This is a genomic window from Moraxella nasicaprae (assembly GCF_025643275.1).
Taxonomy (GTDB): Bacteria; Pseudomonadota; Gammaproteobacteria; order Pseudomonadales; family Moraxellaceae; genus Moraxella; species Moraxella nasicaprae.
Window position 1 is genome coordinate 1,375,088 of the sequence record NZ_CP089977.1, and the last position, 24,554, is coordinate 1,399,641.

20 protein-coding genes and 2 tRNA genes are annotated in these 24,554 nt (G+C 44.7%); 11 read left to right on the forward strand and 11 right to left on the reverse strand.

Translation table 11 applies throughout. From position 1 onward, the window contains the following. The first annotated feature begins 113 nt into the window (after positions 1 to 113). On the forward strand, positions 114 to 950 hold the full coding sequence (locus LU297_RS06420) for an N-acetylmuramoyl-L-alanine amidase (RefSeq protein WP_263075726.1): 837 nt from the start codon (positions 114 to 116) through the stop codon (positions 948 to 950). Between the two features lie 24 nt (positions 951 to 974). Here LU297_RS06420 and LU297_RS06425 read toward each other — a convergent pair whose 3' ends face one another. Continuing rightward, the gene (locus LU297_RS06425) at positions 975 to 1,931 is read right to left on the reverse strand and encodes an arginase family protein (RefSeq protein WP_263075727.1); all 957 of its coding nucleotides are present in this window, start codon (positions 1,929 to 1,931) and stop codon (positions 975 to 977) included. 531 nt (positions 1,932 to 2,462) lie between these two features. After that, positions 2,463 to 3,536 (reverse strand): beta-N-acetylhexosaminidase, encoded by a 1,074-nt coding sequence (gene nagZ / locus LU297_RS06430; RefSeq protein WP_263075728.1) that lies wholly within the window; start codon positions 3,534 to 3,536, stop codon positions 2,463 to 2,465. Positions 3,537 to 3,796: 260 nt separating this feature from the next. Between nagZ and LU297_RS06435 the strand changes: the two genes are divergently transcribed. Continuing rightward, entirely contained in the window at positions 3,797 to 5,968 is a 2,172-nt protein-coding gene (locus LU297_RS06435) for a carboxy terminal-processing peptidase (protein ID WP_263075729.1), read from the forward strand. Between the two features lie 116 nt (positions 5,969 to 6,084). Next, positions 6,085 to 6,160: transfer RNA gene (locus LU297_RS06440), tRNA-Phe, on the forward strand. Between the two features lie 45 nt (positions 6,161 to 6,205). On the opposite strand, the gene LU297_RS06445 is transcribed toward LU297_RS06440, so the two are convergent. Then, entirely contained in the window at positions 6,206 to 7,105 is a 900-nt protein-coding gene (locus LU297_RS06445) for a DMT family transporter (RefSeq protein ID WP_263075730.1), read from the reverse strand. Between the two features lie 227 nt (positions 7,106 to 7,332). Here LU297_RS06445 and LU297_RS06450 point away from each other — a divergent pair, with 227 nt between their 5' ends. Then, positions 7,333 to 8,082 (forward strand): electron transfer flavoprotein subunit beta/FixA family protein, encoded by a 750-nt coding sequence (locus LU297_RS06450; RefSeq protein WP_263075731.1) that lies wholly within the window; start codon positions 7,333 to 7,335, stop codon positions 8,080 to 8,082. Positions 8,083 to 8,114: 32 nt separating this feature from the next. Then, positions 8,115 to 9,044 (forward strand): electron transfer flavoprotein subunit alpha/FixB family protein, encoded by a 930-nt coding sequence (locus LU297_RS06455; RefSeq protein ID WP_263075732.1) that lies wholly within the window; start codon positions 8,115 to 8,117, stop codon positions 9,042 to 9,044. Between the two features lie 108 nt (positions 9,045 to 9,152). Here LU297_RS06455 and LU297_RS06460 read toward each other — a convergent pair whose 3' ends face one another. Genes LU297_RS06460 through LU297_RS06470 form a run of 4 tightly spaced genes read right to left on the reverse strand, consistent with a single transcriptional unit; the run spans position 9,153 to position 12,391 of the window. Continuing rightward, on the reverse strand, positions 9,153 to 10,025 hold the full coding sequence (locus LU297_RS06460; RefSeq protein WP_263075733.1) for a metallophosphoesterase: 873 nt from the start codon (positions 10,023 to 10,025) through the stop codon (positions 9,153 to 9,155). Then, on the reverse strand, positions 10,022 to 10,792 hold the full coding sequence (locus tag LU297_RS06465) for a TrmH family RNA methyltransferase (RefSeq protein ID WP_432806244.1): 771 nt from the start codon (positions 10,790 to 10,792) through the stop codon (positions 10,022 to 10,024). The genes LU297_RS06460 and LU297_RS06465 overlap by 4 nt, the downstream gene beginning before the upstream one ends. After that, positions 10,789 to 11,337: a hypothetical protein gene (locus LU297_RS10110; RefSeq protein ID WP_432806245.1), complete on the reverse strand. Its 549-nt coding sequence runs from the start codon at positions 11,335 to 11,337 to the stop codon at positions 10,789 to 10,791. The genes LU297_RS06465 and LU297_RS10110 overlap by 4 nt, the downstream gene beginning before the upstream one ends. 43 nt (positions 11,338 to 11,380) lie before the next feature. Beyond that, the gene (locus LU297_RS06470) at positions 11,381 to 12,391 is read right to left on the reverse strand and encodes a class 1 fructose-bisphosphatase (RefSeq protein WP_263075734.1); all 1,011 of its coding nucleotides are present in this window, start codon (positions 12,389 to 12,391) and stop codon (positions 11,381 to 11,383) included. A 244-nt stretch (positions 12,392 to 12,635) separates the two neighbouring features. Here LU297_RS06470 and LU297_RS06475 point away from each other — a divergent pair, with 244 nt between their 5' ends. The 3 genes from LU297_RS06475 (at position 12,636) to LU297_RS06485 (ending at position 15,693) form a co-directional block, all read left to right on the forward strand. Then, on the forward strand, positions 12,636 to 13,652 hold the full coding sequence (locus LU297_RS06475) for an aspartate carbamoyltransferase catalytic subunit (RefSeq protein WP_263075736.1): 1,017 nt from the start codon (positions 12,636 to 12,638) through the stop codon (positions 13,650 to 13,652). Between the two features lie 76 nt (positions 13,653 to 13,728). Then, positions 13,729 to 14,514, forward strand: a complete 786-nt coding sequence (locus tag LU297_RS06480) for a tetratricopeptide repeat protein (protein WP_263075737.1) — start codon at positions 13,729 to 13,731, stop codon at positions 14,512 to 14,514. Between the two features lie 15 nt (positions 14,515 to 14,529). Next, the gene (locus LU297_RS06485) at positions 14,530 to 15,693 is read left to right on the forward strand and encodes a dihydroorotase (RefSeq protein WP_263075738.1); all 1,164 of its coding nucleotides are present in this window, start codon (positions 14,530 to 14,532) and stop codon (positions 15,691 to 15,693) included. Between the two features lie 132 nt (positions 15,694 to 15,825). On the opposite strand, the gene LU297_RS06490 is transcribed toward LU297_RS06485, so the two are convergent. Next, positions 15,826 to 16,359 (reverse strand): porin family protein, encoded by a 534-nt coding sequence (locus LU297_RS06490; RefSeq protein WP_263075739.1) that lies wholly within the window; start codon positions 16,357 to 16,359, stop codon positions 15,826 to 15,828. A 524-nt stretch (positions 16,360 to 16,883) separates the two neighbouring features. Here LU297_RS06490 and LU297_RS06495 point away from each other — a divergent pair. Further along, positions 16,884 to 17,555 carry a phosphoglycolate phosphatase gene (locus LU297_RS06495; protein ID WP_263077347.1) on the forward strand — a complete coding sequence of 224 codons (672 nt, stop codon included), beginning with the start codon at positions 16,884 to 16,886 and terminating at the stop codon, positions 17,553 to 17,555. 45 nt (positions 17,556 to 17,600) lie between these two features. Here LU297_RS06495 and LU297_RS06500 read toward each other — a convergent pair whose 3' ends face one another. Next, positions 17,601 to 19,106, reverse strand: coding sequence for a YifB family Mg chelatase-like AAA ATPase (locus LU297_RS06500; protein WP_263075740.1), 1,506 nt, complete (start codon positions 19,104 to 19,106; stop codon positions 17,601 to 17,603). Between the two features lie 110 nt (positions 19,107 to 19,216). Further along, positions 19,217 to 22,081: an RNA polymerase-associated protein RapA gene (gene rapA, locus LU297_RS06505; protein ID WP_263077348.1), complete on the reverse strand. Its 2,865-nt coding sequence runs from the start codon at positions 22,079 to 22,081 to the stop codon at positions 19,217 to 19,219. Positions 22,082 to 22,292: 211 nt separating this feature from the next. On the opposite strand from rapA, the gene LU297_RS06510 reads away from it, so the two are divergent. Continuing rightward, positions 22,293 to 23,228 carry a D-2-hydroxyacid dehydrogenase gene (locus LU297_RS06510; RefSeq protein WP_263075741.1) on the forward strand — a complete coding sequence of 312 codons (936 nt, stop codon included), beginning with the start codon at positions 22,293 to 22,295 and terminating at the stop codon, positions 23,226 to 23,228. A gap of 91 nt (positions 23,229 to 23,319) precedes the next feature. Here the strand turns inward: LU297_RS06510 and LU297_RS06515 are convergent. After that, positions 23,320 to 23,395: transfer RNA gene (locus LU297_RS06515), tRNA-Phe, on the reverse strand. A 228-nt stretch (positions 23,396 to 23,623) separates the two neighbouring features. Between LU297_RS06515 and LU297_RS06520 the strand changes: the two genes are divergently transcribed. Further along, positions 23,624 to 24,550: a polyprenyl synthetase family protein gene (locus LU297_RS06520; RefSeq protein ID WP_432806246.1), complete on the forward strand. Its 927-nt coding sequence runs from the start codon at positions 23,624 to 23,626 to the stop codon at positions 24,548 to 24,550. The last annotated feature ends 4 nt before the right edge of the window (positions 24,551 to 24,554 follow it).

The window sequence follows — 24,554 nt, forward strand, 5'->3', positions numbered from 1 at the left end:
GCATTAGAGAGGCTTATCAAGAGCCAAAAGTATGACAAATAGGGTGTTGGGCGTGATGCAAATACGAGGATTTTTTGTATAATAGCTTCATCAATGATTTTGGGTGTGATGACATGAGACAGATTTTTGTGATGGCATGTATGGCGATGATGAGCTTGCTGATGGCGTGCAGCTCCAATCAACTACTGATTAATCAAAGCCATCGTTCGCTTGGGCAGTCTTTGCGAATTGAATACATCATCGTGCATTATACTGCCGAAAATGATGCCAATTCTTTGGCGGTACTGACCAAAGGTCAAGTCAGCAGCCATTATCTGATTCCGTCAGACCATAATCCTGTCATTTATCAGTTGGTTGATGATGACAAAAAAGCATGGCACGCAGGCAATAGTCAATTTCACGGCAAAACTGCCTTAAACGGCATTTCTTTGGGGATTGAAATTGTTAATGCAGGCATATTGCCAGAGTATCTGTCTTATCGTGGCTATCGACCGCAGTTGCATTTTGTGGCGTATCAAGCTGGACAAATTGACAAAGTGGGCAGACTGTTACAACAGCTTAGTAAAAAATACGCCATCGCACCGCAAAATATTTTGGCACATTCAGACATTTCGCCTTCTCGCAAAATTGACCCAGGGGCAAAATTTCCTTGGCAATTTTTATATCAAACCTATGGCGTGGGGGCGTGGTATGATGAACAAGATAAGCAGGATTTCATGCGACAACTGGACGAATATCCGCAGGATTTGGACGACATTGCCAAGATTAAACAGGAGTTTCGCCACTATGGCTATGCGATGAATCATACAGAGGAATGGGATAGAGCCAGCCAAGATGTGATTTATGCGTTTCAGCTGCATTTTCGCCCCCAAAATCCCACTGGTGTGCTGGATATAGAGACTTTGGCGATTTTGCGGGCGTTGAATAAAAAATATCAAAAACTCCCCTAATTTGGCAATCAGGGGAGCTGGGTGTTAGCGTTGCTCAATCAGTTTGACCGCTTCGCCAAGCAGGGCAAAGATGGTTTGATGCTTATCGGTGTCATCATCAAGCGTTGGGTTAAACTCAGTAATTTCAAAGAGTTTGACATTTGGCAAAGATAATAATGCACCAAAAATTTGTTGCATTTCATCGGCACTATAACCATTTGGCTCAGGTGTGCCTGTGGCTGGGATTAGGCTGCTGTCCAGTGAATCCACATCAAAACTGACATACACAGCGTCCAAACAAGCCAGTTCTTTGGTCAGATTTTCCAAAATCTGTGTCAATGATAATTTTTCATGTGCATCTTGGAACTTTTCGCCTTTGGCATTGTATGCAAAAATATCATGCGTGTGTAGCAGATGTTCTTCGGGTGGCTCATGGCTACGCAATCCCAAAAAATACAGATTTTGTGTGGTAAAGTTGTCTGTTTTGGCAAGCTGTTTTAGGCTATTCCAGCCAGCAACCGCCTCATCATTAGGTGTCGCAACTTGGCAGTCTAGATTGTCCAAACCCAAACTTGCTGCCAAAGGCATGCCGTGCATATTGCCCGATGGCGTGGTAAAAATCGAGTGCAAATCAGCGTGTGCATCAATCCACACCACACCCACTTTGGCGTCTTGATGATGATTGCGAAATGCTGCCAAATTACCCATGGCGTTAGAATGGTCGCCGCTGATGATGATTGGAAAATCACCTTGTTGCTGGCAATCATCAAGGGCGGTTGTCACATTTGGCAGTAGGTTGTTTTGAAAAAAAGGCACCAGATATTCTAAATATTTGGCACTGGGGTGCTGCGGGGTGATTGGCTGATATTGTGCCTGAATTTTATGCACTTTACTGTCTGGGCGAATTTTTTCACAATACTCAGATAGCATTGCCACGCCGTGCGTTGTGCCGTGCTTGCCTGCACCGATGTCCGAATATACTTCGATGAATTGAACTGTCATTGTTGCTTCTTCCTTTGATAATGAAATACGCACGGATTGTAGGTAAATTATGTCTGTTAGTCAAGCAAATTATCATTTTTCTTGCCCAGCTTTTGACCAAATTTTTTTATGACTCATTCACTGGTGGTGCAATGACATCAGCAGATAAATCAACATCATTGCTTGCTTGGTTGGTGGTATTTTGTAAAAAAGTATCTTTTGGGTATTGCAGGTTGGTTTGAGTGTCTGTGTCCTGCCTATTTTTCTTGATTGGTGGATTATTGCAAGGCAGGATAATTAGGAAACAAGTCTTGTTCCAGCCTTGCTTTTGTCAGTTAAAACCGATTTCTTTTTGCGTTTCAAAAGCAATAATCGCACCCAAAGATATTGCTAAAAAGAGGTGGCTAAATAGAATAGATGGTCATCATTTTGGTATCATCAAATGGTTGTTTTGATTGATGGGCGTGATGAATGCTGGGTTTGATATAATGTTAGGGCATGATTGAAAAACCTGCCCTTTGCCAACTTGTTGGTCGGCAAAGGGTGTGCGGTTTAGCCAAGTTGATAATTGGTGGGGTCTTTTTCATCTTGACTGACTGTTTGGGCAAAAAAAGCGTTTTGAACATTGGTTTTGGCGGTTTGCCAATAAGCAAATTGTTGGCAGGTGCTTTCTAGGGAACCTTGCCAAGCAGGGATTTTACCTTTCATTCGCCCAAAGCGTTGATGGCTTGGCGTATCGATTTGTTTGGCGGCTTCGATGGCGATTAACGCACCTGCTCTATCATTGCAGACCAAAGCCATGTCGCAGCCTGCCTCAATCGCTGCCTTGACTCGTGCGTCCACACCACCTGCGATATGAGCAGCTTTCATGTTCAAATCATCAGAAAACAGCACGCCATCATAGCCCAATCGACCACGCACGATGTCTTGTAGCCAAATCGATGAGAAGCCAGCGGGTTTGTCATCAATTTGTTTAAAAATAACATGGGCAGGCATTAAGGCATCAAGTTTATCTAGCGTTTGGATAAAAGTTTTGGTGTCAAATTCCCAAATCTCATCAAAAGAACGCTCGTCCACCGCATCTGCCACATGAGAGTCAGGAGCGATAGAGCCGTGTCCTGGAAAGTGCTTGCCTGTGGTCGCCATGCCAGCGTCTTTCATGCCGTCCATGAAGTGTGACGATAGTGTGATGATGACTTGGGGGTCGTGATGAAAGGCTCTATCGCCAATCACCAGACTGACACCGTTGATGTCTAGCACAGGAGCAAAACTGATGTCCACGCCCACCGCCAAGACTTCGCTTGCCATCAGATAGCCACAATCATAGGCAAGCTGGCAAGCCTGTTTGGGGTCGTTGTCATAAAGTTCGCCAAGTTTGCCCATGGCAGGTAGTGGCGAAAAACCCTCACGAAAGCGAGCCACACGACCACCTTCTTGGTCGGCAGCAATCAGTAAATTAGGATTGACTGCTCGCATACTGTCGGTCAGGGCTCGCACCTGTGCTGGGCTTTCGACATTGCGAGCAAATAAAATCATGCCACCCACTTCACGACAAGCAAGCAAAGCCTTATCATCGTCATCAAGTGTTTTGCCAGCCACATCAGCCATAATAATGCCATCAGCCATAATATTTTCCTAAGTATTTGAAAAGTTTGGCATATTATAAGGGAAATTTTGGGCAAATGTGGGGGAATTTTTACCCAAAATTGGTCAATTCTTGCTCGATTTTGGATAAATCCACTTTGTTTGTAACAAAAAAGTCAGACTTTCTACAAAAACAATTCACACAAGCAAAAAACTTTTGGTAAATTTGTGATAAGATAGCAAAACACTTATGATTAGGTGAATTGATTTTCATTTGCCAATAACACATTACAGGAATGATTATGTCAAAACAATATTTATTATCAGGATTGTCGGTGGCGGTTGCTGGGGCGGTGTTTGCCAGCAGTTTTTCTAGTATTGCCAGTGCCGCAGATAGAGCGGCATTTGAGCCAACGCCAGAGCAGCGAGTTACCGCTCGTCAAGTTGCCATTTTACTTGACCGTTCACATTATACCAAACAGGCGTTGAACGAAGAAATGGGGGCGAAGATTTTGGCGATGTATTTTGATAAGCTCGACCCAAATCGCACGCTATTTTTACAGTCGGACATTGATGAATTTACCCAAAAATACGCCCAAAGCTATGCCGAACGCCTAAAACGAGGCGACTTGACCGCAGGCATTGAGATTTTTGAACGCTATCGCACTCGTTCCAATGAATATTATGATGCTGCCAAAGCATTTTTGGCGACAGATGTCAATTTGAACACCAATCAAAGCATTGTGCTAGACCGTGAAGATGCTCAGCGTTTCACCAGCAAGCAAGAGCAATTGGCATATTGGCAAAATCAAACCGCCTATGCCCTGATTGGCATCACGCTAAGCCAAGAAGATGACAAAGAAAAAGATAAAGCATATCTGGATAATCCAGAATTGTCTCGTGGACAGGATTTGGTCAAGGCAGAAAGTCGTACGCCTGTGCAGATTTTGACCAATCGTCTCAACCGCCAACAAGAACAGCTTGCTCGCCTAAAAAATGACGAAATCATGGAGCATATTTTAGATGCGGCGACTTCTACCTATGACCCACACAGTAATTATTATGCTCCTGTGCAAGCTCAGGACATGCAAATCCAAAGTAGCTTACAGCTTGAAGGTATTGGCGTGTCGATTCGCCCTGACCGCAAAAATCCTGATTACATTCGCATCATCAGCATTGTTGATGGCGGGCCTGCGGCAACTTCTGGGCAGATTCGTGCCAATGACTTGATTTTGGGTGTTGCCCAAGAGGGCGAAGAGATGGTGGACACCATTGGCTTCACCACTCGTGAAATCGTGGCATTGATTCGTGGTAAGCGTGGCACCAGCGTGACCATCAAGGTAAAACAGCCAAATGCCCCAGATTCTCAGGCTCGCACCGTCACTTTGGTGCGTGATGTCATTAAACAAGATGAATCAGGTGTGCAGCACCGTGTGGTTGAACTGCCTTATGAAGGTGGTATCAAAAAAGTGGGTGTGATTGAGATTCCAAGTTTTTATTTGGATTTTAAGGCTCGCCGTGAAGGGCTTGATGTCAGCGAGTATCGCAGCGTGAGTGCCGATACCGAAAAAGCGATTAAGGCGTTAAATGCACAGGGCATTGATGGCTTGGTGGTCGATTTGCGTAACAATCCTGGTGGCTCGCTTGATGAAGTTGCCAAAATGCTTGGATTGTTCATCAAAGAAGGGCCGTTGGTGCAGATTCGAGACAATCGTGGCAATGTGCAGATTTATACCGATAAAGATGGTGGTAAACAACTTTATCAAGGCGATTTGTCGGTGCTGATTAATTTAGGTTCAGCTTCTGCCAGTGAGATTTTTGCCGCCGCCATTCAAGATTATGGTTTGGGCTTGATTGTTGGTAGTACCACCACAGGTAAAGGCTCAGCACAATCACAGCGAGACGATGTGGCACTAGGTTCAATGACCATCACACAACGCAAGTTTTATCGTGTCAATGGTGGTAGCACCCAAAACAAGGGTGTTGTACCTGATATTGAGCTGGTTAATATCTATGAGGGCATGGAATTTGGCGAACGAGAATATAAGAATCCATTGCCTTGGGATACCATCAAATCGACCAATTTTGTCGCTGAGGGCAAGTATTCTCAGGCTTTGCTAAACACGCTGTCAGAGCAATCTTTGGCTCGTCAAGCACAAGACCCGCAGTTCATCTATCTAAGTAAGCTCAACGAGATTCGTGCGATTGATGATGACAAAAAACCTGTGGACATCAATTTGGATAAACGCCGTGCCAAGATAAAACTCATCGAAGAAAAAACCTTGGCGGCTGAAAATGCTCGCCGTCAAGCCACAGGCGAAGCCCCTTATTTGACTTGGTCGATTTATCAAGCCAGCCAAGATGCCATCGCTGAGGAGCGTGGTGCGATGAAAGAAAATGAACGACCAAAATTGCCAGAGAGCGAAGCCTATATTTTAGAGGCTGCACGCTTGATGTTCGATGCCAAAAAATAATCGTTCATACCATTCTTGCCAAGTTGGATGAATGCTTGGCAAGAATTTGTGATTTTTTGCTTGACTTTTGGCGGTGAATTTGATTTAATAGTCGCCATTGTTGATAGACAATGCTTGGCGTGATAGCTCAGTCGGTAGAGCAACGGATTGAAAATCCGTGTGTCGGCAGTTCGATCCTGCCTCTCGCCACCATATTAAAAAACCCCTGTTTTTGAACAGGGGTTTTTCTTTTTTCGATTAACCGATGGGCGATTTGCTCAGCCATCGCCACGGCTGCAATGCACCAATACCCATGCCAATCAATCCGCACAACATCATTGGGCTTAATGTCTCGTTCAGTAGCGGTACAGCCACCACTGCCGCCACAAATGGTGCAAGTGTGGCAATGCTACCTGCCTTGAACAGTCCGATTTTTTCAACCGCTTTGGCGTAGGTAAGTGTGGCAATGATGACCACAAAGATACCATGAAAAATTGCCTGTGTGAATAATTGGGCAGGCTTAGCAAGGTGTAACTGTGGCGTGAAAAACAGCCCATAAATCGGCAAATAAATGATGGCAGAATATGTCGCAATGCCACTGACAATTTGCCAAGGGGTGAATTTCCACAGTCGTAGCATCACCGAAAACAGCCCCCAAAAAACAGCACTACACAAAAACATCACATCGCCAAACCCAAATCCAGCAGGGTCATTGACCATCATCAACCCCATCAAGGTCAACGTGCAAATAATGATGGCAAAGCTAAGCATGGTCGAGCGGTCAAGGCGTTGCCCAAGCAGGACATAGGCGATGATGGCGGTAAATAGAGGAAAAGTGCCATTTAAAAATACCACACCATGTGCCACAGGTGCATAAAAAAATCCACTATACACAAAAAAGCAGTAACCAACACTACCGACCATCGCCAATAAGGGTATGCGATAATCAAATAAAAATCGATAATCTTTTTTGATGTACAGCAGAGGTATGATGACCAAAAAAGCGGTCATAAATCGCAGTGCCAAAATATCCCAAACGGCAATATTCCAGTAGGCGGTCAATCTGGCAAACAGACTAAATCCACCCCAAATCAGCATCGTGATGAATGTGTAGATATAGCCTTGCTTGGTGTCTGAGAGTGCGTGAAATGATTTCATGGACGAACTGGATAGTAAAAATCTTATTTTAACAAAAATTTATCCTGATGATAAAACCAAATTTCCCAAATACACGCCAGCTTTGCCAAGACAAAAGTGACTGATGAGTCATATTGATACAATTTGCTCGAAAAATCATGATGAAAAGGTTTACAAAAGCAGGAAAAATGTTGTATTGTATCGTGGTCGTTTTATCCCAATTCATACAACAATTAGCAGAGGATTTTATGAAAATTTTAGTTGCACTAAAAAGAGTGGTGGATCACAATGTCAAAGTGCGTGTCAAGGCTGATGAGACAGGCGTAGAGCTTGCCAATGCCAAGATGTCCATCAACCCATTTTGTGAGATTGCCATCGAAGAAGCGGTGCGCCTAAAAGAAAAAGGCGTGGCAAGTGAAATCATCGCTGTCAGTATCGGTGCAGCACAGGCATCAGAGCAGATTCGCTCGGCATTGGCATTGGGTGCTGACCGTGGTATTTTGGTGCAAACAGACGATAAGACCTATCCGCTACAAGTCGCCAAAATCCTAAAAGGTGTGGCAGAGCAAGAAAATGCTCAAATCGTTTTGCTGGGCAAGCAGGCGATTGATGATGATAACAACCAAACTGGTCAGATGTTGGCAGCGTTGATGGGTGTGGGTCAAGGCACTTTTGCCTCAGAGGTTGTGGTTGATGGTAGTCAAGTTCAGGTGACTCGTGAGATTGATGGTGGTTTGCAGACAGTTGCCTTGCCATTGCCTGCGGTCATCACCACTGATTTGCGTCTGAACGAACCAAGATTTCCAAAATTGCCAAACATCATGGCTGCCAAGAAAAAACCATTGGAAGAAAAAACACCAGCAGACTATGGCGTACAAATGGCTTCAAAATTGCAAACTTTAAAAGTGACTGCACCAAAAGAACGCTCAGCAGGCGTGAAAGTGGCATCGGTTGATGAATTGATTGATAAGCTAAAAAATGAAGCTCGTGTGATTTAACCCAAATAATGACCAAAAAAGGATAAAAAATTATGGCAATTTTAGTCTATGCAGAACACGATAATAACGAACTAAAATCAGCAACCTTATCAGCGGTGACCGCTGCTACCAAAATGGGTGGCGATATTCATCTACTGGTGGCAGGCCAAGGCTGTCAAGCAGTGGCAGAGCAAGCAAGCAAAATCGCTGGCGTCAGTAAAGTATTGGTGGCAGATCAGGCTGTTTATGCTAATCAGTTGGCAGAAAATGTATCATTGTTGGTTCAGGAGCTATCGGCATCTTATAGTCATATCATCGCTCCTGCCACGACCACAGGTAAAAACTTTTTGCCACGAGTGGCGGCATTGCTTGATGTGAATATGGTGTCTGATATTACAGCCGTGATTGATGCTACCACTTTTGAGCGTCCAATCTATGCAGGCAATGCCACCGCCACCGTCAAGAATGGCGAAAGCGTGGTTGTGGTGAGTGTGCGTACCACCGCTTTTGAGGCGGCTGCTACTGATGGTAGTGCGGCGATTGAGGCAGTGTCTGCTGTTTTTGATGCTGGTCGTTCAAGTTTTGTTAAAGAAGAGTTGGCAGTTTCTGATCGTCCAGAACTGACCTCAGCAAGCATTGTGGTGTCAGGCGGTCGTGCCTTGGCAAGTGGCGAAAACTTTGCTCAGTACATCGAGCCATTGGCGGATAAATTGGGGGCTGCGGTGGGTGCAAGTCGTGCAGCGGTTGATGCTGGATTTGTACCAAATGACATGCAAGTGGGTCAGACGGGCAAAATCGTTGCACCAAATCTGTACATTGCGGTGGGCATCTCAGGTGCTATCCAGCATCTGGCTGGTATGAAAGACTCTAAGACCATTGTTGCCATCAATAACGACCCAGAAGCACCGATTGCACAAGTGGCGGATTATTTCTTGGAAGGCGACTTATTCACGGTATTGCCTGAATTGACCGCCAAACTATAAGTTTTTTGATATGAACAAAACCCTGTGATGTGTGCAGGGTTTTTGTTTTGGGTGTTGAAAAATTTTGGCTGTTCTTATCATGCGAATGATATTCACGAGGTCATGACATCATTGACCGCTTGGAATGGTCAAAAAGACAAGCTCTGGACGATTAAAAATGCGTGGAATAAAGCGGGTTGATTCTTTGGCAAGTCCACGACTGACGATGAATTGGGTGTGCTGGCTACGGCTGTTGGGGTTGTCAAAATGATATTGACCGCCAGCATATTTGGGCAAAAATCCTTGATTGGGGGCAAAAACCCCATTCACCAAATAAGGCAGTCGCCATTGCCCGCCGTGAGCATGACCGCTGACGATGACATCAAAAGGATAATGCAGATAGTCTGATATGTGTTCTGGTCTATGAGCAAGGAGGATATTGAGATGTTGGCGATTGGCAGCATTGCCGACTGTATCCAAATCTTGCCAAAATTGTGCATTATTGACAGGGTCTGACACGCCATAGACATTGACACCACTGTCTTTGCCATTGACTTGAATGGACATGCCCTTACCATGAATGATGTGAATGCCGTAATGTTTGATGCGTTGTTCTAGTTGCTGATAGGTTGATGCTGGTAAGTACAATTCGTGATTGCCATTGACATAGTACAGGTTTGGTGTAATGTCGCCCAATTTGGCAAGCAGCGTATCAGCGTGAGTAAATGGCAGCTTGTCATCATAAATATCCCCGCCTAATAAGATGGCATCAGGTTTGCGAGCGTGCAGAGCGTCCAAGAGTTCTCGCTGTCCCTCGCCATAGTAGCAACTGTGCAAATCGGTGATGATGGCAAGTGTCAAGGTTTGTTTGGCTTGGGCGTGCGTGGCGGTATGCTCTGGCGTGCTTAGACGGTCATCGATGGCAATCATCACAAAAGCCACCAACACCACCAAAATCAGCACCAGATGAATGGCGGATAGTTTCTTGATAAAGCCAATCATTGGTATCTTCTTTGTCTTAAAATCTCATACAAGCACACACTTCCTGCCACACCGACATTCAGGCTTTCTTCGCCATCTTGGGGCAGGGTGAGAGGTGTGCAGTTGTTAAGCAGTTCCTTATCCACGCCTTGTCCTTCATGCCCCATAATCAGAGCAAGGGGCTTGGTCAAATCCTTATGATAAATCAGCCCATCGGCGTGCGAAGTCGTGGCAAACATTGGCACTTTAACAAACTCAAAAATCTCATCAATGCCCACATTTTCATAAATGGTTAGGCTAAAATTTGCCCCCATACTGGCTCTAAGTGTCTTGGGGTTATAAGCGTGAGCCGTGCCTTTGGTACAAATGATGGTATCAAATCCTGTGGCACTGGCGGTGCGAAAAAGCGTCCCCAAGTTGCCTGTGTCTTGAATGCCATTGATGATGAGGCAATCTTTATTGATATTTTGATTGAGTACCAAACTTGGCATTTCAATAATAGCCATAATGGGCAGACTTGTCCCAAGTGTACGAATGCTTTTGTACAAACCATCGCTAATGATGATGGGGTGTTTATCAAGTCTTTGAATGAGTGTTTGGATTTCGTGATGGCTAAGTCCGCTTTCGCTGACAATCACGCTGATGGGCAGTTTACCTGCGTTTAAATAAGCGTCCAATAAATGCACGCCTTCTATGACGGTTTGCCCAAGTTTTTTGCGTGAGCGATGGTCGGTGAGTAGGGCGTGGGCGGTTTTAATTAGGGGATTGTCTTTGGAAGTGATAATCATAGGGGATTTTTGGGAAATTGGTTGATGATGGATATGATAAGCGATTTATTTAAATTTATCCAATATTCGCAAAGTTCAAAAAATTCATTGATAACAGAATGCAATGAGGACTTTTTGATATAGCCTACCTCATAACTGCGAATGCAACTTTCAATGTCATACAACATGGCTTGAAAACTATCTATATAAATGTAATTGCTATCATAAATGCCAGCATTGATTAAATCATTGTTGCTTTCATAAAAATTATCATTATTATTGGTAATGTTTTCATTATATAATAAACCAACATCATAAGGGCGAATGGAAAATGGATATAATCTCTCAAAAGTATTGATGAGTTTTGCACTATCGTCATTTAACATTGGAAAGTTTAAATTTTTCCAAATTTGCTCAAAAACTTTTGAATAATTGGTGGTTGGATAAATTGGGTCATCATTGATAATTTCTAGCATTAAATCATGATAATAACCCCTATTCATTAACCAATCTATCTCATTGCCAGTTAATAAGCCGAGCGGTAAACGACTGGCAATCAGTGCCATTTGATATTGCCAGTCGTTGATGGTGGGGGGATTATCAATAGCGTCAGGCTTTATCGCCATTTGCCAAAATCCCAGCCTTATCGTGTAGGGCTTTGATGTATTCTACTTCTTCTTTTGCTCCCAGCACCACAGGCACTCGTTGATGAATGTGTGTTGGTGTGATGTCCATGATACGTTGTACCGCATCAGTCGATGCACCGCCTGCCTGCTCAATGACAAAGCTCATGGGGTTGGCTTCGTACATCAGACGCAGTTTGCCTGCCTTGCCAGCGATTTTGGTGTCATAAGGATACATGAACACCCCGCCACGAATCAAGATACGATGCACATCAGCAATCATCGCCGCCACCCAGCGAGTATTAAAATCTTTGCCACGCACGCCTGTATCGCCAGCCACCAAGCCATCGATGTATTCTTGGACAGGCGGTAGCCAGTAGCGACGGTTGGAGGCATTGATGGCATATTCTTGGGTGCTGTGATTGATGGTAACCTTATCATTGATGAGTACATAGGCTTGACTGCTTGGGTCAAAGCTAAACATGGCAACGCCACGACCCAATGTCAATGCCAGCATGGTTGAAGTGCCATAGATAAAATAACCTGCCGCCACTTGATTCACGCCTGCTTGCAAAAAGTCATCTTCGCAAGCTTTTTGACCTTGGCGATGATAGGGCAAAATTGAAAAAATCGTGCCAACGGTCATGTTAATATCAATGTTGGACGAGCCGTCCAAAGGGTCAAAGGTAACTAGGAGCGTGCCGTCATTATTGGCAGGGCTAATCTCATCAAGCTCCTCAGAGGCAACCCCTGCACAGTGTGGGTTGTGCGTCAAGGCGCTTAATAGTAAATCATTTGAAATGACATCAAGTTTCTTTTGAGCCTCGCCTTGTACATTTTGGTTGCCTGCTTCGCCATGAATGCCAGCCAACGCTCCCTTATCCAGCAGATGACTGATAGAAATGCTGGCGGTTGCCAATGTGGTAATGGCACTTGCCAATGCGTCTGTGGCGTGTTGTTCTAGGTATTGGGCTAATGTGGTGCTGTAAGCGTTCATGTTATATCCTTAAACATTTTTTCAAAAACCAATCATTGCCATCATTCTAGCACAAAATACCCCAAATTTCATCGGAAAATTAACCCATCTGCTTTTGAGGTATTGATGAGAGATGCTAATAAAAATATGGGTAAAATTTAATCAAAATTATTCAGTACGCCATTGTGTTTTTGGGGATAAATTTGCTAAAATGACCTAATTTGTTTTTTTAGGCAGATGATTAAAGCATCATAAGGAATGATTCATGAACAGCATCAAACAGCGACTTGACGCCCAACTTGCCCAACCACAACTGACAAAGTCTGGTGCGATTTGTCATTTTATCGGTGTCGAAGGGTTAGACCGTTTGCAGTTAGAAAACATCATTGATAAGGCGATGGGTTATTTTGATGGCAAGGGTCGGCTGATTAATACTGATGAGCTGGCAGGTAAGACAGTGATGAACTTGTTTTTTGAAAATTCCACTCGTACTCGCACCACTTTTGAGGCCGCCCAAAAGCGACTGGGGGCAAATGTGCTTAATCTTGATATTGCACGCTCATCTACCAACAAAGGCGAGACCTTGCGAGATACTTTGTGGAATCTTGAAGCGATGAGTGCGGATATGTTTGTTGTTCGCCATAGTGCCAGTGGAGCGGCTCATTTTATGGCAAGTCAAGTCACGCCCAATGTTGCCATCATCAATGCAGGCGATGGCTGGCACGCCCACCCCACCCAAGCCATGCTTGATATGCTCACCATTCATCGTGAATATTGCCTCAAACACAGCACCACTTTTGATAAGCTATCTGTTGCCATCATCGGCGACATCAAGCACAGTCGTGTGGCTCGCTCAGACATTAGTGCATTGCAAACCTTAGGGGTCAAAGACATTCGTGTTATTGCTCCTAAAACTTTATTACCCAAAGGCATCGAACGCTATGGTGTTTCAGTGTTTAACAAGATGGAAGAGGGCTTGGCAGGCGTGGACATCATCATTGGTCTGCGTATCCAAAATGAACGCATCGGCTCGCCACTACTACCATCGACCAGTGAGTACTTTAAGCATTATGGCATCACAGATACTCGTGTCGCCCTTGCCAAGCCAGATGCCCTAGTCATGCACCCAGGTCCGATGAATCGTGGCGTAGAGATTGCATCAAATGTGGCAGATGGCGAGCAATCGGTGATTTTAAAGCAGGTCAATAATGGCATTGCGGTGCGTATGGCGGTCATGGCAATGGCAATGCGTGGGCAGGAAAGTTTGAGAAATTTGGCATAAATCATTGGCTTAATTTGGTTAAATTGTTGGGTATGTAATACACACCGCATTTTAACCATTTAATAAGAGAAACATTATGTTTAAAAAAATTTCAATATTAACCGCAGGGTTATTATTATCGGTGTCGGTATTTGCCAATGATGTACAGGATTTAATTCAAAAGGCGGAAAATGGGGATATAGAATCACAAATAGAACTGGTAGATTATTATAGGCATAATCAAGATAATGTGAATTATTTGCATTGGTTGGAAAAAGTTGCCTATCAAGGCAATAAAATTGCACAATACAATCTTGGTCAAGCATATAGAGTGGGTGATGTTGTTAAACAAGATTATGCACAGGCGATTGAATGGTATCTTAAATCCGCCAACCAAAATTATTCAGAATCTCAATTCGTACTTGGTAGTATGTATGAAAATGCTCTTGGTGTTGAGCGAGATTACCAAAAGGCAATGGAGTGGTATTTAAGAGCATCTGACAATTATCATAAAGAAGCGATGTATAATATTGGTGTTATGTATGATATGGGAATGGGTGTTGAAGAAGATAACAAAAAAGCAATAGAATGGTATCAGAAAGCGATTGAGTTAAACAATGAAAAAGCTCGCTATAATTTGGCGATAAAATATTTTAATGGCGAAGGCGTAGAGCAAGATTATGAGCAGGCAATGATACTTTATGCCATTTCCGCCACTCGGGATTATGCACCAGCTCAATATAATATGGCGGTTGCTCTTAATACAGGCATAGGTGCAGAGCAAGATATTTCATTGGCAAAAGTTTGGTTTAAAAGAGCTTGCGAAAATGAACTAGAATTAGGCTGTGAAGCTTACCAAGAATTAGTTAAAGAAGGCTACTAACAAAAGAGAAATTTTATGAAAAACTTACTTCCTTCCACTTGGCAATCGCCAAGCTTAGATGGTATCAACACCGATGGCAAATGGCTGATACCGCCCATCGTGGATTTGTGCGGGCGTTTGCGTGAACCAGGACATCAGTCGCACGGTACGCTTGCCAGCGAGGGTAAGGCTGCCCGCTCTAATGGTATTTTGCACATCGTACTGCCACCAGATACTGACCCAATTTTACAAAGTGGTTCTTTGCTCAAAGGGCTAAGAGAAAAAGCGTATCAAGATGGCGGTATCTATCTGCATATCTTGGGTGCTTTGACCCAAGATTTAAAAGGTGAGCAGCCTGCCAATTTGGCAGGTCTAAAACAAGGCGGGGCGATTGCGGTCAGTAACGCCAATCGTGGTTTTGCCAATGACATGGTGCTACTGCGTACACTAGAATATGCCGCTACTTTTGATTTAAAAGTGTTCTTTTATCCTGATGAGCCAAGTTTATCAAAAGGTGGTGTGGCTCACGAGGGTTATATTGCGTCTTTTCACGGACTGCAAGGCATTCCTTGGCTTGCTGAAACCATCGCATTATCCAAGCAACTGCTGATGGTGGAAGAAACAGGGCTGACCGCTCATTTTAGCCAAATTACCTGCCGCACTTCGGTGGAGCTTATCCGCTGGGCGAAACAAAAGGGCTTGCCAATCACTTGTGATGTGGCGATGCACCAACTTCATCTGACCGATGATGATATCGAGGGTTATAATGCCAACGCCTATGTACTGCCACCGCTTCGCTCTAATACCGACCAGCAGGCACTCATCAAGGGCTTGCAAGATGGTACGATTGATGCGATTTGTAGCCATCATGAACCATTGTCATCATCAGCAAAACAAGCACCATTTGCTGAGTGTACCGCTGGCATCAGCAATTTTGATACTTTTGTGTCATTGGGCTGCAAACTTGTGGCGGACGGTCTTTTGACTGCCGAGCAGTTGGTCGAAAAAATTTGTACAGCTCCTGCTAAGATTGCAGGTATTAGCGATTATGAAAAAATTGGCGGAGCGGTACTGATTGACCCAAATCAGAGCTGGACAGTGACCAAAGATGCCATGCTATCGGCAGGCAAAAATACACCATTTATGGGTCAAACTTTGTATGGCAAGGTGGTACAAAGTTATTTTGATGCCATCGAATGATTGTGTGATTAAAAAAACCGCTTGATGATTTGATGGAATCATACAAACGGTTTTTTATTGCTTGAATCATAAAAAACGACCGCAAAATACGGTCGTCTTTTATTTTAAGAACTTAATGAATCGATGCGTCAATTAGAAAGCAAAATGTGCACCCAAGCTTAGCATCTTAGCATCTGATGATAGGTAGTTATAACCTGCTTCGATGCCAAAGTTGTTGTTTGGTTTGTAACCAAGAGCCACACCGCCAGCAACGCCTGTGGTGTCAGTGGTGCTGGTGTAGTTGCCAGACTTACTGTTCACATCAGTTTCAGTTTTGGCAACACCCAATTTGCCTTTGGCGTAGATTGGAGTGTTGTTGAAGTTGTAACGATAAGTACCGTAAGCACCGTAGCTTTTGGTTTTGCCTTCTAGGTTGGTGTCGAAGTCTTTTTTGTCAGAACCGATAAATTCAGCTTCTACGCCCAAACGCTCATCGAAGTTGTAACCGCCATAAACGCCATAAGCGGTGGTTTTTTCATTCACTTGGTCTGCATCGATTTGACCAACTTTCACACCAACATAGGCTTGTGAACCAGCGGTTGAGCCATAGCTGATGGCGGCGTTTGCACCTGTTGCTAGTAGGGCAGATGCAGATAGAGCAAGTAGTGATTTTTGTAGAGTTTTCATCGTATTCTCCTGTTTTGTTAAAATCAGCAGTTAAAGTGCTGTTTGAAGTGATGGAGTTATAGTAACAAAATATTTCATACTGACTGTTCGTGTTTGATGAGTAATGTGTAAAGTTTTGTAAAATTTACCAAAACATCAGCCATATTTTTCAAAAAATTGCGAGAAAATGTTTCAATTCTATCTAAAAGCCCTTTATTTTTCGCTAATATTAGCCAGCTGACAGTCTGATTTTGATAAAAATTAGCCAAATGGTCAATATTTGTTCGTTGATTGGGGTTAAATTTGCCCAATGATTCAATAGTTGATAAAAAATGATGAAAAATTTGCCGAACCTGTGCCAAGATTGTGTACAATGAACAAAAACAGTCATTGATTTTTGATTAAATTTTGTACAAAATATGCTTTTGTTACAGAATTTGCCACATTTTGCACCGATTCATCAAGATGTTACTGAGCATTTTTATTTGATGAGAGTGAATGATGAGTTGTTTTTGGGTCATTTAGCCAGTCATAAGGAGTCAGCCATGCAGCCAACCCCAAAAAAAGTTTTGATTTTTGATTTGGACGGGACTTTGATTGATAGCGTGCCTGATTTGGCGGCAGCAATCAATCAGATGCTTGCCAAGTTTGAGTTGCCACTGGCATCTGTCGAGGCAGTGCGTGGCTGGGTGGGGAATGGCTCGCTGGTGTTGGTGGAGCGTGCTTTGTTGGCGATGGGTGGTCAGCTGGCGATGCTTGATGAAGCACACGAGATTTTTTTGGCACAATATGCTGATTGTGCCAGTCAAGAGACGGTGGCGTATGCTGGCGTGAATGAGGGGCTTAATCGGTTGTTGGCGGCAGGATTTCGGTTGAATATTGCCACGAACAAGCCTGAGCGATTTTTGCCAGCCTTATTGACGCATTTAGGCTGGCAGGATAAGTTTGATTTGGTGCTGGGTGGCGATAGTCTATCAGCAAAAAAACCAGACCCAATGCAGCTGACTTATATTTGTCAAAGACTGGGCTACACGATTGATGAGTGTGTGATGATTGGCGATTCAAAGAATGACATCATGGCAGGTCAAGCAGCTGGCATGAGTACGCTGGCATTGCGATATGGCTATAATTATGGCGAGCCAATCGATGCGTCCAATCCCACCCAAGCATTCGATGACTTTGATGGCTTGGTGGCGTTTATTTTGACATTGGCTTGATGGTTTGAGCGGTTGCCATCAAGATAAAATCCGTGCAGTCATCGCTTATCGGTAGCTGAGTGCTTCGGCAAGATGTGTGCTACTAATTTCATCAGCGTCCGCCAAGTCAGCAATCGTACGAGCCACTCGCAAAATGCGATGATAGCTACGAGCTGAGAGATTGAGCCGAGCTTGTGCCAGTTTGAGCATCTTTTGTTGGTCAGGTTGTAAGATGGCAATGCAATCAAGTTCAGCAGGGGAGAGCTGGGCGTTGGTTTTTTGTTGTCTGCTTAGCTGTTTTTGATGGGCTTGAATGACCCGTTGTCGGACGATTGACGAACTTTCGCCAACAGGAGCATTTTGCAGGTCATCGATGGGTACGGCTGGTACATGAATGTGCAAATCAATGCGGTCAAGTAATGGACCTGAGATTTTATCTTGGTAGCGTTTGATTTGTTCAGGACGGCAATGACAGCGGTCTGTGCCATCGCCATGATAACCACAAGGACAAGGATTCATTGCAGCGATGAGTTGAAAATCAGCAGGGAAAGCGACCTGACTGTTGGCACGACTGATGATGATTTCTTTGGATTCGATGGGTTGTCTGAGCGTTTCTAAGGTTTTTCGGTCAAACTCTGGTAATTCGTCCAAAAATAGAACGCCATGATGAGCAAGGCTAATCTCGCCAGGCTTAGGTCGTGAACCGCCGCCAACCAATGCCACTGCTGAGATGGTGTGATGACAGGGGCGAAATGGGCGTTCACCAAAAGTGTATGGCACGCCTGCAATCGAATAAATGCTGGCAACTTCTAGGGCTTCTTCATCATCTAGGGGTGGTAAAATGCTGGGCAGGCGAGATGCCATCAAGGTTTTACCAGAACCAGGCGAGCCTGTAAAAAGCAGCGAATGCCCACCAGCAGCGGCAATCTCTAAGGCTCTTCTGGCGTGATGTTGCCCCTTGACATCGGATAAATCAAGTGGATATTTTGGTGTGCTGTGTTCTATTGTCACAGTCGTGGCGGTTAAAAGATTTGCTTGATTGGCATTGATGCCGCTGATGACATCAAGATGCTGGCAGACAGCTGTTAGGTTGGTTGCTCCTAATACCGTGATTTGCCCAACTTTGGCAGCTTCGATGGCGTTATCTGTGGGCAAAATTAACGAACGGTTGTCTGATGAATTTTTGATGGCACGAGCGATGGATAATGCCCCTGTGATGTCTCGCAAATCGCCATTAAGTGCCAATTCTCCAACAAACTCAAAGTTATCTAAGACTGTTTCATCAATCTGACCGCTGGCGGCCAAAATACCAAGTGCAATCGGCAAATCCAGCCGTGACCCTTCTTTTGGGACATCAGCTGGGGCAAGATTGATGGTAAGGCGGCGGTTTGGAAAGTCAAATCCTGAATTTAAGATGGCAGAACGCACCCTGTCTTTGCTTTCTCGAACCGATGCTTCTGGTAAGCCAACGATGGTCAAGGCGGGTAATCCTTGTGATAGATGTACTTCGACCACCACTTGTGGGGCGTGCAAACCCACCACAGAACGAGTATGAATTTTGGCAAATGACATGGTAAATCCTTTTTTCTTGACAACAAGAGTGCTTATCATTGCCAACTTTGGGTAAATTGTCAAGAAAAAACGCAGTAAAACTTGATGGCTTTACTGCGTTTTTTGTACAATCAATCAGGCTGTACCGTCACCAATACTCGAATACTGTCAGGCACGAGTGATAGCTGACCCAAGGCGTGCAAACCTTGCTCTTTAAGCTTAACTAGGCTACTAATTTCATCATCTCGCACATTGGGATTGATGGCTTGCAATCGTTGCAAACGCCCAATTTCTTTATCAAAATAATCTGCAAATTGTCCGCTGGCTTGTTTGCTAATCATTTCAAGCTGCTCTTGGGCAAGTTGTTTGGCACGAGCTGTTTGAGTGTCAATGATATTGGCACGAGCTTTGGTGACTTGTCTGGCACGAGCTTTATCCAGTCGTTCGATGAGTGGCAGGATTTTTTCGCTGGTGGCGATTTTGCTCAAATCATCGCCTCGCTCACTCAAAAAGACTCGCAGACTTTGCTGAGGCAGATAGGCTGATAGGTTTAGTTGTTTGCTGGCAATGGCTTCGATGCGAAATTGGTTTTCGATGAGGAGCATGCCTTTGGGCAGGGCGGCAGATTTAAGCAGTGCCACTTGGGTATTGCCAAAAGTACCAGACAGCACCATTTCCAAAATCGCCTGCACAAATGGGTGTTCGTAAGTCATGTATTCAATGTCTTCACGAGCCAATGCCTGCTTGCGGTCAAAGGTCAAGGTCATGCCATCTTCATCAATCGGCAAACTTTCAATGCCAGCAATGTCCACCTCTGATGCATCAATGGGATGAACAATCCAAGTCCCATCTCGTTGGATGCTATAATCCATACCAACTGCGGTCAGATAGTTATCTAAGAAGACAGGCAGTAGTTTATTGGTATCAAGCTCATGCATCGCATCGGCAATGCGATTGGCGACATTGGGACGGCAAGAATTGTATTCTAGCAGTCGGTCTCGCCCAGCTTGTAACTCTGCTTCAAGCTCTTGGCGGTGCAAAGAACCATCGGCAATCAGCTGGGAGAGGGCTTCTTGGTTGTCAGGCGTGGTAGGGCTTTCTAGCAAAGGTTTTAGCTGTGCGATGAATGCCTCTTGGACGGCTTGGGCGGTCGGGCTGATTTGATGAAAGATATTCAATGCACCATCGTACCAGTTGTACAGTCGCTCTTGGGCAGTACCCATCACAAATGGCACATGCAGGTTGATTTGGGCAATTTGTCCAATACGGTCTAATCGTCCGATGCGTTGTTCTAGGGTGTCAGGATTGGCTGGTAAATCAAACAAAATCAAATCTTGGACAAACTGAAAATTACGCCCCTCAGAACCAATCTCTGAGCATAGCAAAATTTGAGCCCCAGCATCATCAGCAAAATATGCCGCTGCTTGGTCTCGTTCAAGTAGGCTCATCTGTTCAGTAAAGATGGCGGTTTTGATGCCAGCGTGCAGGCGTAACACCGCTTCTAGACTTTCGATGGTTGCACCACTTCGAGCGATGAGCAGGGCTTTTTTATGCTTTAAGGTGTCTTTGAGGAGATTGATGAGCCAGTTTACTCGTGGGTCGGTTTCTAACCAGCTGCCATCTGGATAATTTTCCTCGCCCCACAGCTGTTCTCTTAGTTTGCCATTGACATAGTGGCTATTTTTCCATGCGTCTGGTAGGGGTAGTGGGTAGGGAATGCTGGTACGACCGTGAAAGCCTTGTACGCTATCACGAGTATTGCGAAACAACACTCGCCCTGTGCCATGTCTGTCTAGCAGTTCGTTGATGATGTGTGTTCTTAGGCGGTCATTGGCGTTGATGTCGGCAATCTGAGCCTCTTCAAAGCCTAATAAACCTGCTACTGCACGAATTTGTTTATCGCTTAGTTCTTGACCATCGATGAGTAAAGTTGCCACCATTGCCACATCGGCAAACGCATCCTGTGCTGCAATAAAATCGTCCAAATCATCAAAGCGGTGCGAATCAAGCAATCTTAGGCGAGCAAAATGACTGTCAATACCAAGCTGCTCTGGTGTTGCAGTTAGAAGTAGCACGCCTGCGGTATTGGTAGCAAAGTCTGCCACCAGCTCGTATTTATCATTACCGCCTTGTGCTTCATCCCATTGCAGATGATGAGCCTCGTCCACCACCAACAGGTCAAATCCTGCGGCATAGGCTTGCTCGTATAGGTCATGATGGTCAAGCAACAGGTCAATGCCAGCAATGATGAATTGTTCGGTCAAAAAGACATTTTGGTCAGGATTGTGTTCTTTGATGGAGGCGGTACGCACCAAGTCAAATAAGGCAAAATCCAGATTAAAGCGGCGTTTTAGCTCAATCATCCATTGGTATTGTAAGCTATCAGGCACAAGCACCAAGACACGACTGACTTTGCCAGTCAGGATTTGTTGGTGCATAATCAGACCAGCCTCGATGGTTTTGCCAAGTCCGACCTCATCTGCCAATAGCACTCGTGGAGCCAGTCGTTTGCCAACTTCGTGAGCGATGTACAGCTGGTGCTTGATGATGTCCACTCTTGCCCCAATCAGACCACGCAATGGGTGCCTGCTTAGCATGGCTTGGATACGCAAGGCATCTTGGCGTAGATTATACCAATCTGATGATTCAATCTGACCTGCCATCAGGCGTTCTAGTGGCTTGGCAAGCGTGATGTTTGCCGCCAGACGAGTTTCCATCAGGCTTTTGCCACAAGTCAAATGATAACGCATCACCCCAGAGATGTTCTCACAGCTTGCCACGGTGTGTAGATTGCCATCTTGGTCGGTGATGTTGTCACCAACCGAAAAAACGACACGAGACAGTAGGGCGGACGCTTTGGCATAGACCCGAGTTTCTTCGCTTTGGGGGAATAAGATATGCACGCAGCGTTCATCAACATTGATGACCACGCCCAATCCCAAATTACTCTCGCTGTCAGAAAGATAACGCTGACCAATGGCAAAATTTTCGTTCATCATCTTAGGCTCTTATTTTATCGTTGTTGTCTTAACAAATCGTGCTTAACCAAACTATTTTACGCCAGTTTGTTGTTTTTCGCACTATTTTTCATGCAGTTATGGGGATTATTTTTATATTTTGTAGCTTTTTGGACGGTCATTTTGTTAAGATAAGGCGATTTTTACCCTTAATGCAAGACTGATTGTGATTTTTTGAACGGAGAAATTGATGAAAGCGGTATTTTTGGACGCTGGTACTTTTTCGCCATTGGTTGAACTGGTTCAGCCATCTGGTGTGTCTGATTATGTGGTGTATCCTGCCACCGCAGATGACCAAATCATCGAGCGTTGTTTTGATGCAGACATCATCATCACCAATAAAGTGGTATTGACGGCGGATATTATCCATGCCTTGCCAAATCTAAAACTGATTCAGCTGACCGCCACAGGCATGAATAATGTGGACGCACAGGCATGCCAAGAGCGAAATATCGCCTTGTATAATGTGGCTGGCTATTCGGTGGAGACCGTGCCTGAGCATACCTTTATGTTAATGCTGGCGGTGATGCGTGCCATCAAGCATTATCATACCAAGGCAAGCGATGGCAGTTGGCAGGCTGATGGTCGTTTTTGTTTGCTTGATGAGCCGATTTTTGATTTGGCAGGCAGTACGCTTGGCATCGTTGGTGCAGGCAGTATTGGCAAAAAGGTCGGGCAAATCGCCACCGCTTTTGGTATGAAAGTTTTGTATGCTGAGCGAGCAGGGCAAGCACCCAGAGCTGGCTATACCGCCTTTGATGAGGTGCTGGCAAATAGTGATGTTTTGGCATTGCACTGCCCATTGACTGATGAGACGCATCATCTGATTAATGATGACACCATCGCCAAAATGCACAAAAAACCACTCATCATCAATGTCGCTCGTGGCGGTGTGGTTGATGGGGCAAGTATTGTTCGAGCATTAAATCGTGAGCAGATTTTTGGTTATGCTTCTGATGTGTTTGAAAGCGAGCCGTTCGCTGATGACGACCCGTTGCTTAGCGTTGCCAATCATCCACGAGTGCTATTCACGCCGCATAATGCTTGGGGTAGTGTTAAGGCACAGACGAAACTTTGGCAGATTCTATGCACGCAGGTGGAGGCATTCATCGCCAAGCAGCACTGATGTGTGTTTTTTATCTTTGAAAAAACCGTCCTTGTGGCGGTTGTTTGATGAATAAAAAAAGACCCCTAAATCATCAGGGGTCTTTTTGATATGGTGGCGAGAGGCAGGATCGAACTGCCGACACACGGATTTTCAATCCGTTGCTCTACCGACTGAGCTATCACGCCAAAGTGGGCGTATTAAACCAAAAAAATGAATGTAGGTCAAGTGTTTTTGATAAAATTTTTGATATTTTGATGATTTTGGGTATTTTTATCTTTGATTTGATGTCCGTCATGGTGCGTGATGGGCAATGCGTGAGCGATGGTCAAAAGAACTTTTTATGTTGATGGATAATAAATGGTGTTATACTATGGCTATTATTGAATCAAGTTTTCATCGAAAAAAGAGCATCTATGTCGCAGTCAGCCTTATACCAAACTTTGCAAACTTCGCCCACATCGTTAAGCCAACTTCAAGATGGTTTGAATGATGAGTTGATGAACGATGTCAAATCAGCAATCTTGGCGGTCAATTTGCCAGAATCTTTATCGCAGGCGTGTTTGTATGCGATGGGCAATGGCGGCAAAAGAGTCAGACCGCTTTTGGTGTTGGCTGGATTGTCAGTGGTTGGGGTAAGCCAAAGGGGTTTTGAGCTGGCTAGGCGTGCCATGATGGCTGTGGAGATGATTCATGGCTATTCACTGGTGCATGATGATTTGCCATGTATGGACGATGATGACTTGCGTCGTGGTAAGCCAACCTGCCATATTGTCTATGGCGAGGCGGTGGCGATGCTGGTGGGCGATGTGTTGCAAACTTTGGCTTTTGAGGTGCTATGCCAGTCTGATGATGACAATGATACGGCAGTGCTGACCGCCAAACTTAGTGCCATACTAGCCCCACGAGCCAGACGCATGGTGTCAGGTCAGATGCTTGATTTATTGGGCGAACGCCAAATGCTAGATGCCAAACAGCTACAAGCCATTCATATTGACAAGACGGGAGCATTGATTGAGGCGTCAGTATTGATGGGAGCGGTGTGTACTGGGGCAAATGCTGATACGATGGACAGGCTAAGTAAGTATGCACAAGCGGTGGGGCTTGCCTATCAGGTGCAAGACGATGTGCTTGATGTGGTGGCGGACACCAGCACGCTGGGCAAACCTGCTGGCTCTGATGAAAAATTAGAAAAATCAACTTATGTCAAGCTGCTGGGCGTAGAACAAGCACGCCACTATGCTGATGAGTTATTTGCTCAGGCAAGAGAATGTGTGGCGGTCTTTGGTGATGACAATCTGCTGTTGCAAGTGGTTGATTGGCTACAAAAAAGAGATTATTAGTCGA

What these genes read in the sequence shown, in the direction of transcription:
- LU297_RS06420 (WP_263075726.1), top strand. Translation starts at nt 114, where the DNA reads ATGAGACAGATTTTTGTGATGGCATGTATGGCGATGATGAGCTTGCTG.
- LU297_RS06425 (WP_263075727.1), bottom strand. Translation starts at nt 1,931, where the DNA reads ATGACAGTTCAATTCATCGAAGTATATTCGGACATCGGTGCAGGCAAG.
- nagZ (WP_263075728.1), bottom strand. Translation starts at nt 3,536, where the DNA reads ATGGCTGATGGCATTATTATGGCTGATGTGGCTGGCAAAACACTTGAT.
- LU297_RS06435 (WP_263075729.1), top strand. Translation starts at nt 3,797, where the DNA reads ATGTCAAAACAATATTTATTATCAGGATTGTCGGTGGCGGTTGCTGGG.
- LU297_RS06445 (WP_263075730.1), bottom strand. Translation starts at nt 7,105, where the DNA reads ATGAAATCATTTCACGCACTCTCAGACACCAAGCAAGGCTATATCTAC.
- LU297_RS06450 (WP_263075731.1), top strand. Translation starts at nt 7,333, where the DNA reads ATGAAAATTTTAGTTGCACTAAAAAGAGTGGTGGATCACAATGTCAAA.
- LU297_RS06455 (WP_263075732.1), top strand. Translation starts at nt 8,115, where the DNA reads ATGGCAATTTTAGTCTATGCAGAACACGATAATAACGAACTAAAATCA.
- LU297_RS06460 (WP_263075733.1), bottom strand. Translation starts at nt 10,025, where the DNA reads ATGATTGGCTTTATCAAGAAACTATCCGCCATTCATCTGGTGCTGATT.
- LU297_RS06465 (WP_432806244.1), bottom strand. Translation starts at nt 10,792, where the DNA reads ATGATTATCACTTCCAAAGACAATCCCCTAATTAAAACCGCCCACGCC.
- LU297_RS10110 (WP_432806245.1), bottom strand. Translation starts at nt 11,337, where the DNA reads ATGGCACTGATTGCCAGTCGTTTACCGCTCGGCTTATTAACTGGCAAT.
- LU297_RS06470 (WP_263075734.1), bottom strand. Translation starts at nt 12,391, where the DNA reads ATGAACGCTTACAGCACCACATTAGCCCAATACCTAGAACAACACGCC.
- LU297_RS06475 (WP_263075736.1), top strand. Translation starts at nt 12,636, where the DNA reads ATGAACAGCATCAAACAGCGACTTGACGCCCAACTTGCCCAACCACAA.
- LU297_RS06480 (WP_263075737.1), top strand. Translation starts at nt 13,729, where the DNA reads ATGTTTAAAAAAATTTCAATATTAACCGCAGGGTTATTATTATCGGTG.
- LU297_RS06485 (WP_263075738.1), top strand. Translation starts at nt 14,530, where the DNA reads ATGAAAAACTTACTTCCTTCCACTTGGCAATCGCCAAGCTTAGATGGT.
- LU297_RS06490 (WP_263075739.1), bottom strand. Translation starts at nt 16,359, where the DNA reads ATGAAAACTCTACAAAAATCACTACTTGCTCTATCTGCATCTGCCCTA.
- LU297_RS06495 (WP_263077347.1), top strand. Translation starts at nt 16,884, where the DNA reads ATGCAGCCAACCCCAAAAAAAGTTTTGATTTTTGATTTGGACGGGACT.
- LU297_RS06500 (WP_263075740.1), bottom strand. Translation starts at nt 19,106, where the DNA reads ATGTCATTTGCCAAAATTCATACTCGTTCTGTGGTGGGTTTGCACGCC.
- rapA (WP_263077348.1), bottom strand. Translation starts at nt 22,081, where the DNA reads ATGAACGAAAATTTTGCCATTGGTCAGCGTTATCTTTCTGACAGCGAG.
- LU297_RS06510 (WP_263075741.1), top strand. Translation starts at nt 22,293, where the DNA reads ATGAAAGCGGTATTTTTGGACGCTGGTACTTTTTCGCCATTGGTTGAA.
- LU297_RS06520 (WP_432806246.1), top strand. Translation starts at nt 23,624, where the DNA reads ATGTCGCAGTCAGCCTTATACCAAACTTTGCAAACTTCGCCCACATCG.